The following is a 10,478-nucleotide window of genomic DNA, read 5'->3' as shown; positions in this document are numbered from 1 at the left end:
GCGTCTGCTCTTATTATTGTTATTATTCCTGCTGTTCGACTTCGCCTAGCAATGCCTCTAAGGCTTGCTGGTCTAGTTCTCCTGACTCACCAAGTTCCCCTAGTTCGCCCAGCAGGGCATCCACATCATTTAATTCTTGCTCAGCTAATTCAAATTTGGTGATCGAATCGGCTTGGGCGGTGTTCTGAATGTTAGATGCAGCAATTAATTGGTCTAGCTTATGCGCCTGTTGTTGCAGTACAGGTACATCAAAGAAGTCTGCCAACGATAACTCTATTGCCAAACGATCGCGAATTCTGCTGACCGCTTTAGTGGCCAAAAGAGAATGCCCGCCCAATCTAAAGAAATGACCATCACGGGCAATTGCTTTTTGATCAAGCAGTTCTGACCATATTTCAGCCAGACGAATTTCTGTTTCAGTTAACGGCAACTGATGATCGGTAGTAGAAACTTCCATGCTATCGGGATCAGGCAAGGCCTTGCTATCAACTTTTCCATTAGCGGTTAATGGCAATTGATCCATTAAAACAAATAGTGATGGCACCATATATTCAGGCAAGTTTTTAAGTAGGTAATCACAAATAGCTTGTTGAGTAATATCCTGATTCATCAGCATTACCCAGCAAGCCAAACGCTGCTGATCACCTTCACCGATAACTTTAACGACTGCCTGATGTATGCCGACAATCGATTCTATCTGGCTACGAATTTCACCCAGTTCAATGCGAAAGCCTCGTAACTTAATTTGTTCATCAATTCGACCTAGATATTCAAGCTGGCCTAGCCCGTTACGCTTAACCAAATCCCCGCTGCGATACAAACATCCATCGGCAAATTCTTTGGTGATAAATCGCTGCTGATTCAAGCTATCTCGCTGATGATAACCTTGGGTAACGCCACTACCAGAAACATACAGCTCACCCGGCAAGCCCTGATCGACTGGCTGACCATCACAATCTAGCAACCAACAACCTAAGTCAGACAATGGCCGGCCAATTGGGCTGGCCAGCTGATTAAGATTGCTTTGTTCAATCGGATAATAAGTGACATGCACCGTGGTTTCAGTAATGCCATACATATTGACCAGTTGCGGCGTTTGCAGCGAATACTTGTCTGTCCACGGTTTTAGTGAGCGGCAGTCTAATGCTTCGCCACCAAACACTACATAGCGCAAGGCTTCAAGCTTGTCGCCAGCAATTTGATCTTCCTGAATCAACCGGACAAATGCTGAAGGTGTTTGATTTAATACGCTGACGTTGTGTTGCTGCAACAGCGTTCTAAAGGTTTGGGTATCACGGGAAATAATCCACGGCACCACTAACAACTCACCGCCATGGAACCAGGCACCCCAGATTTCCCAAACCGAGAAATCAAAAGCACAAGAATGAAATAGGCTCCAAACGTCTTTATCAGAAAATTCAAAATCTTCAGCTGCCGACATAAACAAGCGAATCACATTTCTATGACTGACCTTAACCCCTTTTGGCTTTCCGGTCGTGCCAGAGGTGTAAATCATATATGCCGTATCATCAGCAGACATCGACAGCCTTAATTGTTGCTGGGGCAGCTCCAACTGGTCTAGTGCGATGACCTGTTTCTGATCGGGCCATTGCGCGGTTAAATCGCTATGACTGATTAACAAGTCACAACCACTATCTTCAACAATAAAATCAACTCGATCTTTTGGACTAGATGGGTCTAGCGGCACATACCAGCAACCCGCTTTTAAAACTGACAAAATCGCCAAAGGTAAATCAAGGCCACGATCTAGCAATATGGCGACTGGCTGACCCGGTTGAACGCCCAGCGCTTGTATTGCTGACGCCAACTGACCACTTTTCTGATCTAACTGACAATAACTCCAGCTAACCATTGAATCTTGCGGTGATTTGAAACCTGGCAAGGTAAGCGCGGTATGCTCTGGAAATTTTGCTGCACTGGCTGTGAAAATATCAGCCAGACATAAAGAATCATCAATCTGATAGCGTTTTACCGGATTAGAGTGCTCAGCAACTTGGCTTAATCGCGACGAATTAAGCAATTGCAGCTGATTTAAAGATATTTCAGGTTGTGCAATTACCTGCGCAATTAAATGACTGAAATGATCCGAAAACTGAGCCATTCGTTCGGCTTTGAATAAATCAGTGGCATATTCAAATCGGCCATCCATACCACCATCGGCATTTTTTTGCAGGTGCAGACTCAGCTCAAATTTTGCAACCGGATTGGGCACTTTTAATACTTGGCAATCAAGCCCCGCAAAATCTGCAACAAAATCATCGGTGGAATTTTGCAGTGCAAACATCACCTGGAAGATCGGCGATTGGCTGGCATTTCGATCCAACTGCAATTGGTCAACCATCGTTTGTAAAGGTAACTGCTGGTGCTGCCAAGCGTCGATGGTGATTTGGTGCTGCTGTTGCGCCATTTTCTGGAACGATTGCTGTGCATCGACAGTCATTCGCATCGGCAGGCTATTAACAAACATGCCGACCAATTTTTCTAGCTCTGGTCGCAAACGCCCAGCAACAGGTGTTCCGATTGCAAAGTCTGTTTGACGGCTATAGCGATATAACTGCACCCGGTAAATCGTTAACAACAAACTATACAAACTTACCTGCAATTGATTGGCTAATTGCTGCAGTGCTGTAGTTTGTTGCGCCGGAATTGTGAACCAGAAGTCAGCACCAGCCGATGATAAGCGCGCAGGACGGGCTTTATCGTATGGCAGCTGTAACACCGGTGCCTCTTGTAATTGAGACAGCCAATAATCTCTCGCGGGCTGGCTTTTCGGTGAATCCAACCATTGCTGCTGCCAAATTGAAAAATCGGCAAACTCTAGTGCCGGTGTATTTAATTCGGATTGAACAAGGCTTAGGTTGTTTCGAGGCAATTGCAGCAATTGAGTGTAAGTTTGACTCAATTCTTCAACCAACAACCCCATACTCCAACCATCCGCCAGAATATGATGAGTCAGTAAAACCAATACCTGTTTCTGATCTGACAATTTAACCAGCCAACTATTAAATAAACGCTTTTCCGGATTATTTAAATCGATAGCCTGTTGGCTTAGCCGCTGTAAAAACTGTTGCAAGCTAGCTTGAGCATCGGCTTGCTGCGACAAATCTAGCAATTGGAAATCTGCCGACACTTGCTGGCCAATTTTCTGACAAGGCTCTTGGTCTACTTCAGTAAAAGTTGCCCGCAATATGGAATGGCGGTTAATCAACCAATCAAGTGATGCCTGCAATGCAGCTTGATCAACTGTTCCGGTTAATTCTAATGCCGCTAAAACATTATAATTATTCGAAGCTTGGCCATGACTTTCAACAGATTGCAGCTTTTGTAAAAACCACAATTGCTTTTGTGCCATCGATAATGGCTGAAGCTTTGTATCTGCTTGCTTTTCAATCAAATCAACTGCTTTGCCTTGGTGCAGCTGATCACACAACTGGGCAACCGTTGGATATCGATAAATCAGATTAATTGGCAATTCAATCGAGAACACCCGAGCAATTTCAGAGACCAACCGAGTGACCAATAAAGAATGGCCGCCCAACAAAAAGAAATCATCATCGATGCCTAGCTGATTATTAGTCAACAGCGGTTGCCAAATCCGCAACATTTTCTGTTGCTGATCGTTTTCCGCTACCCGAATCGCTGCCGGTGCAACCGTCGATGAAAGTTGTGGCTCAGGCAATGCTTTTCGATCTAACTTGCCATTGGCATTGATCGGTAAACATTCAACATGATTCCAGCTTTGCGGCACCATATGAATAGAAAGGCTTTGCTTTAATTGCTCACGCCACTGCTCAGGCTGAAAATCGTCAAAAGATTCCGTTTCCAACCAGCAAGCCAGCATTCGTTCATCGGAGGTAGTTCTTGGATCTTTTACCGGTAAAACGCAGCAGTTTTTAACCCCGGGCAAGCGATTAATTTGCTGTTCAATTTCGGCGGGCTCAATTCGAAAACCACGAATTTTAACTTGCTGGTCAATTCGGCCATGATAATTAAGTACGCCGTCTTCCCGCCAGCTAACCAAATCACCCGTGCGATACCAAATCTGTGCCTGAGATGACGTGGTTTGTGAAACAAAAGCCTTAGCGGTTAAATCTGCAGCATTAATATAACCTTTAGCAACACCACCACCTCCGGCCCATAATTCTCCAGCAATACCTATCGCGACTGGCATTCCACGTGGGTCTAATACCCGAACCGATGTATTAGCAATCGGCTTGCCGATCGGTAATGGCGTATCGACTTGTTCAGCCGATTTTAAATGATGAACCGTGGTAAAAGTGGTGTTTTCTGTTGGGCCGTAGCCATTAGAAATAATCAGCTTTGGGAATTTTTTCAGTAACGATTTTACCCGTGAAGCCGACACCACATCACCGCCGGTTAACAGCTGGGTAACGCCAGAGAAAATCTCAGAATTTTGATCCACCAGCTGATGAAATAATGCCGCCGTCAGCCACAACACATCTATTTTTTGCTCGGAAATTAACTGGCCTAACTCTGATGCTGACAATGTTTTTGCTGGTGCGATAACCAATCGCGCACCATTGAGTAAGCTATTCCAGATTTCAAAAGTCGATGCGTCAAATGCCACCGGTGCATATTGCAACACCGAGACACCTGAACCAGTGTTGGCAAAGGTATTATTACACGCCAGTCGCATCACATTTTGATGACTGACTTCGATACCCTTGGGCACGCCAGTCGAACCAGAAGTGAACATGATATACAGCGAATCATCGGCAGCAGGAAATGGGGTTTTTGACTGTTCGCGAGCCAGTATGGTTTGCACAAAATCATGGTGCGGTAATTCAATGCGACGTAATTCTGGCGCAAACTCGAGATCTTGGTCACCAATCAGCAATGCCGTTACTTCAGCTTGGTTGGCCATTTGCTGTAGTCGCGCAACTGGATAAGTCGGATCCAAAGGCACTGCAACCAAACCAGCCCGAGCCAATCCCAAAGTGGTCATTACTAATTCAATGCTTCTTGGCAGATAAAGCGCCACCCGATCGCCTGGAATTAATTTTTGCTCAAGCAACCAATCCGCCAAGCCATTTACCTGCAGTAAAAGGTCTTGGTAATTTAATGACTGGTTTTCAAAAGTGAGCGCTGTATTTTGTGGGTATTTTTTGGCTGCCCGCTCAAAGCGCTCAACCAAACTGCAATCTGGATACGGATTCTTTGGCCCATCTTGCGCCAATAGCCACTTTTGCTCAGCTTGATTTAAATAGTTAATTTTGCCGAGTGGTTTATCCGGGTCAGCGACCATCACAGTGATTAACTGGCTGAAATGCTGGACCAGCCGCTGGGCCATCATTTCTGAAAGCATCTGTGGATGGTATTCCAGCTCAAGATAAGGCGCTTGTGGATCAACAAACAGTTGCAGGGTTAAACCAAACTTAGCCGCCTGATTGGCAATATCGATTGCGGTCAGTTTTAGTGCTGCACCATTTTGATTGTTAAGCGTTAGCTGACTGCTCGGCGCATTCTGTACCACAAAACAAATCGCTTTTTCAGCACTTTCTAAGCTAGAGCCTTGTTGATTCAAGGCTTGCTGAAGTTGATCAAACGGTAAATGCTGATGCTGTAATATATTTTCAAAGTAGCTCAGATTACGCTGCAACAACTGCTTAAATGTTAGGTCTGCTGTTACATTAGATCTAAACGGTAAGGTATTGATAAAACAGCCAATCAAATTGGTCAACGCCGGATCTGGTCGATCGGTTATCGGGCTGATCAGCGTAATATCTGAGTGCTCGCTATAGCGATACAATAGGGTTTGAAATACCGAAACCGCCGCCAAATAAAGTGTTGTACCTTGTTCACTAGCAAACTGCTGGAGCTGCTGCAATTGAATGGGATCTAGCTTGAGCTTTAACTGACCTGCTTTTGCAGATTGCCTAGACTGCTGGGCCGCATTGAGGCCAGAGGGCAATTCAAGTGGCTCGATATTTTGCAGGTAGTTTGACCAGAATGCTTTGTCATCTGCTGAATTGTTCGCCGCAGCGTCAGCTAACTGGGCATTCTGCCAGCGAGCATAATCTGAATATTGGTACTGCAATTCAGGTAGCGTTTGCTGACTGTAAAGCTGAGATAACTGGTCAATTAAGCAGGCAATGGACCAACCATCAGCCACTACATGATGCAAGCACACCGATAAACTCCAGCGATTATTGGCAAATTTTGCCAATACCGCACGAATCGGTAATTGTTGTTCCAACACAAAAGGCGTATTAGATTGCTGCTGTAGCGCCGTTTGCCATTTCAACTGTTGCTTTGATTCTGAAAGCGCAGAAAAATCAATTTGCTGTAGTTTAAAAAGTTGCCGCGATTTTTCAGCAAAGCCATGGCTAGCTTGAGCGCGAATACAACTAGAGAGAATGTGTTGCCGCTCAATTAATTGCTCAAAAGCCTGCAGCATTAATTGAGGCTGTAAATCCCCGGCAATATCCCAGGCACCCAGCATGTTGTAACTGGTATCGGAAGGATTAATTTGCTGATGCAGCCACAATCGATGTTGTAGCGGAGACAACTGCCAACCTTGCTGATAATCGCCAACCTGAATCGTCATCGCAGATCGATTGGAGGCTTTTCTGCTAACCGCAGGCTTTGTAACTTCAGCGGCCGAATCGGCACGTAACAAATCAGTCAGCTGTGCTTTATTGGCTTTTAGCTGCTCAAATAAAGCAGCGTCAATCGCTCCTTGCGGTGCATCCAATTTAATTTTGTCAGCTTCCAGCCAGACCTTGACCCCTTTCTGACGCAAGCTTTCTAGTAATTGTTGTGCGCTCACAGTTCAAATACCTCTCGCTGCTGGTCAGACTGAACCGCTGCAGGTGCTTTCGGTTCAGCTGTTAGCTCAGGTTTTGGTCTTAGCGATGATTTAACCCGCCTACCCTTTTTTTCCAGCGCTTGTAATTTTTCTTTTTCAATTCGCCGGGCTTTTCTGGCAATCGCTGCTTGTAAAATAAACGGCTTGGGATCATCACGATAAAAAGCTTCGGTTAATTCCCTTTCAACTTCCCATGCTAGGTCTTGCAATAAAGGGAACTTGAATATCAGCGTCATCGGCATCGTCAGCTCAAACTTTGCATTCAACTCGCTAATCGATTGCGCGGCCTGCAATGAATGTCCACCGAGACGGAAAAAATGATCTTGCAGATTAATATTTTTCCGCTGTAGTACTTTTTGCCAAATCCGAGCAATTGATTTTTCAATACTGCTTTGAGGTAACTCGGCATTTGGCTGAAAATCGCTTTTGGCAGATTTCGATGAATCAACGGCTGAAGGTAGTGCTGATTTATCCAGCTTGCCATTAATGGTTAGCGGCAACTGATCTAACCAGATAATCTGGGCAGGCAACATGTACAGCGGCAGCGACGCTTGCAGTGAGGTTAAAACTTGCTGTGATAGTTGAGAATTAGATAGTTTCGGATTAGATAGTTTCGGATTATCTATGGCTTCAGATACTTCACCATCAGCCACGGCATAGGCAATTAACTGCGCGGCATCGGCCTTGCCGGTTAATACCACTGCGGCATCAGCAACTAAATTAGAGTTTCTTAACTGAGCAACTATCTCGCCAATTTCAATTCGATACCCACGCAGCTTAATCTGCTGATCTGAGCGTCCAAGATAGGTTAATTGATAATCAGCTTGCTCACTTTTCAATGCATCCATTCGAGCCAAATCACCACTACGGTACCAACGGGCTACGCCTGTACCACCATTCACTAAATCTTCGATAAATTTTTGCTGATTCAATTCTGGCCGATTGAGGTAGCCGCCAGACAAGCTGGCTCCCGACACTTGGATTTCTCCAACAATACCAGGCGCCACCTTACGGTTAAGTGCATCACGCAGCCTAACCGATAGATGCGGCAACGGTTGCCCGATTCGACTTTGATTGCTCGCCAAATCTTCTTCTGAAATTGATTTATAAGTCACATGAACTGTGGTTTCGGTAATGCCATATAAATTAGTCAGACATGGCGTAGCTAAACCAAACTCATTATTCCATGCGATTAAACTATCCAGCTCCAGCGCTTCACCACCAAAATGAATATGGCGTAAATCGCCTGATTTCTGCCCTTCAACAAGACAATTAGCAACCCTTTTAAATGCACCTGGCGTTTGACTAAGACAAGTCACCTGACTTTCAATCAACCAGTCAGCAAACAGCTGCGGATTTTGCCTCGCGTCTTCAGGGACTAAGGCTAATTTTCCGCCATATAAAAAAGCGCCCCAAATTTCCCAAATAGAAAAATCAAACGCTATCGAGTGAAACTGGCTCCAGCAATCTTTATCGCTAAAACTAAATAAGCCTTCACTGGCATCAAATAACGACATCACAGCGGAATGCGAGATCGGCACACCTTTAGGCTTACCGGTGGTACCTGAGGTGTAGATCACATAAGCAATTGATTGCGGATTGGGTTTCAGCTGAGGGCTTGGCTGTTTTTTTTCTATTTCAGAAACAGGTTGTTGTAAGCACTGATCTAATGTCAGCTGGCGGCAAGCAGTTTTCAATGTTAATGGTTGGTCGGTAAGCAACAACTGTAGATCTGCATCTTCAGCAATCAATTCAATTCGCTGCAATGGAGATTGCGGATCAAGCGGCACATAACCATAACCTGCTTTTAATATGGCTAGCATAGCAATTATTTGTTGCGAGCCACGATTGACACATAAGCCAATTAATTGATCGCTAGATGAAGCGCGATTATCAAGCTGATTGTGATCAAAATGGCCGCAATCAAGGTTGAACCGCAATGCCTGCGCCAACTGATTAACCTGTATTATCAATTGAGAATAGGTCAGCTCAGAACAAGTGGAACCACTGCTATCGGTTAGCGCGATATGGTTGGGGAATTTTTCTGCTGTTTGATAGAAACGCTCAATCAGGCAATCATCAGCCGAAAAGTTTGCTTGCCAGCTGGCATCTAACGAATCAACTTCATCTGCTAACAACCAATTCAGCTTATCTAATCGCTCAACACCAGAGACAATCTGCTGGTGAATCAAGGCCATTCGCTCGACAAAATGGTTGGAACTAAATTGTTGTGAATTGTAAATTAATTCAAAGCGGCCGGTTGTTTCTGCAGTGTGTACATATCCCTGCACCAGATTTGGCATTTGCGGCGTAAAAATAGTGACTGCAACAGATTGCCCCTGATGACTCATTACCGGCACAAAATTATTAAAATTAAATGCAAACAAAGTGTCGCTAGCCATCGGTAAATGCGTAATGGCCGACGGTGATAATTTTAAAAAAGGCTTAGCTCGCTTTTGATGGATTCTGGCAGCTAGCAACCAATCAGAAAAACTCGATTCTGCAGTGATTTGCGATGCCTGAAACAAAAACGGCTGTTGGCGAGTAAAACACCCCAGATCATTGCGATTATGCTGATCACGCCCATCATGGATTTCGGTGATCGCAAAGTCTTGCTCTGCTTGCTGGTGATATTGAATCAACAGCCCAAATAGACATTTAAAATAAAATGCTGGGGTTATTTTTTTGCTGCGACAATAATCTTTAACTTGCTGCCAAGCTACAGCATCAAAAGGTAATTGCTCACAAATTCTCTGGCCCGCCTTCAAATGCAACGGTTCAGATGCATTAGTGGCAACCGCGCTAACTTGGGTGTTTGCAGGGTTATTCAATAAAGTAGCCGTCTGACTGAACGCTGGATTGGAAATGTGCAGCGGCTCAACTTGAGCAAGCTCAGATTTCCAGAACGCCAGCGTCTCATGGGAATTAAAGTTCCCTTGCGGCATAGCTAGCGTAGAGATTTTCGGTAAATCATCCGGCTGATTAGCTGCTTGAATTAATAGCCGCGCATGAATTCCTAAAGAAGGCCCATCGAGCAATAAATGATGTGCAGTAATCACCAAATGATAACAGTCAGGTGCTTGCACTAACCAATGGCCGAGCATCGGCTCACAATGCAAATCATAATTGCGATAAATAAGGGAATTTAGCAATTCCTGAGGCTGATTAGTCTCAGCCGTTATCAACACTAGCGAATGGTGGGTATCAGTAACTGAGAGAAATGGCTGCTCAGATTGAGTATCCAGCCTGACACCTAATATCGCCTGACTTGAAACCAGCCTATCAAGCGCCGCCTGCCAGTAGGCAAGGTCAGCCTGACCGTCAAATCGCAACGCATAGCCAGAGCTATTTTTCAGTGATGTTGGGTTTAAAGTTGCATCGAGGAAGGTATCTGTTTGCACCAGAGACAGCGCGATAGATTCATCGATTGAAAACTCAGCATTGTTATTATTATTCAACAGCTTGCTCCCGAGCCTATGTTATCCAGGCATGCTTCGGCCAGAAATTCCTTGGCCATCCGTATTTTTATTATTTTGCTACGGGAGTTTGATAGTAACATTTCACTGACAGCCTGTTTACTCAACTGGCAGCGATATTTTGCTCTTTTTGAAAAAAAACTGGTTACTTA

Annotated in this window: 2 protein-coding genes; both read right to left on the bottom strand. The window is 44.8% G+C overall.

The window, feature by feature from the left end; all coding sequences use genetic code 11:
* Positions 1-22: 22 nt before the first annotated feature.
* Entirely contained in the window at positions 23-6,811 is a 6,789-nt protein-coding gene (locus DC094_RS11615; RefSeq protein ID WP_116687284.1) for a non-ribosomal peptide synthetase, read from the bottom strand.
* The gene (locus tag DC094_RS11610) at positions 6,808-10,308 is read right to left on the bottom strand and encodes a non-ribosomal peptide synthetase (RefSeq protein WP_116687283.1); all 3,501 of its coding nucleotides are present in this window, start codon (positions 10,306-10,308) and stop codon (positions 6,808-6,810) included. Before DC094_RS11610 ends, DC094_RS11615 begins: the two co-directional genes overlap by 4 nt.
* Between the last annotated feature and the right edge of the window lie 170 nt (positions 10,309-10,478).

This window comes from Pelagibaculum spongiae (assembly GCF_003097315.1).
Classification (GTDB): Bacteria; Pseudomonadota; Gammaproteobacteria; order Enterobacterales; family Pelagibaculaceae; genus Pelagibaculum; species Pelagibaculum spongiae.
The sequence above is the reverse complement of the archived record's forward strand: the minus strand, read 5'-3'. Positions and strand labels throughout refer to the sequence as shown.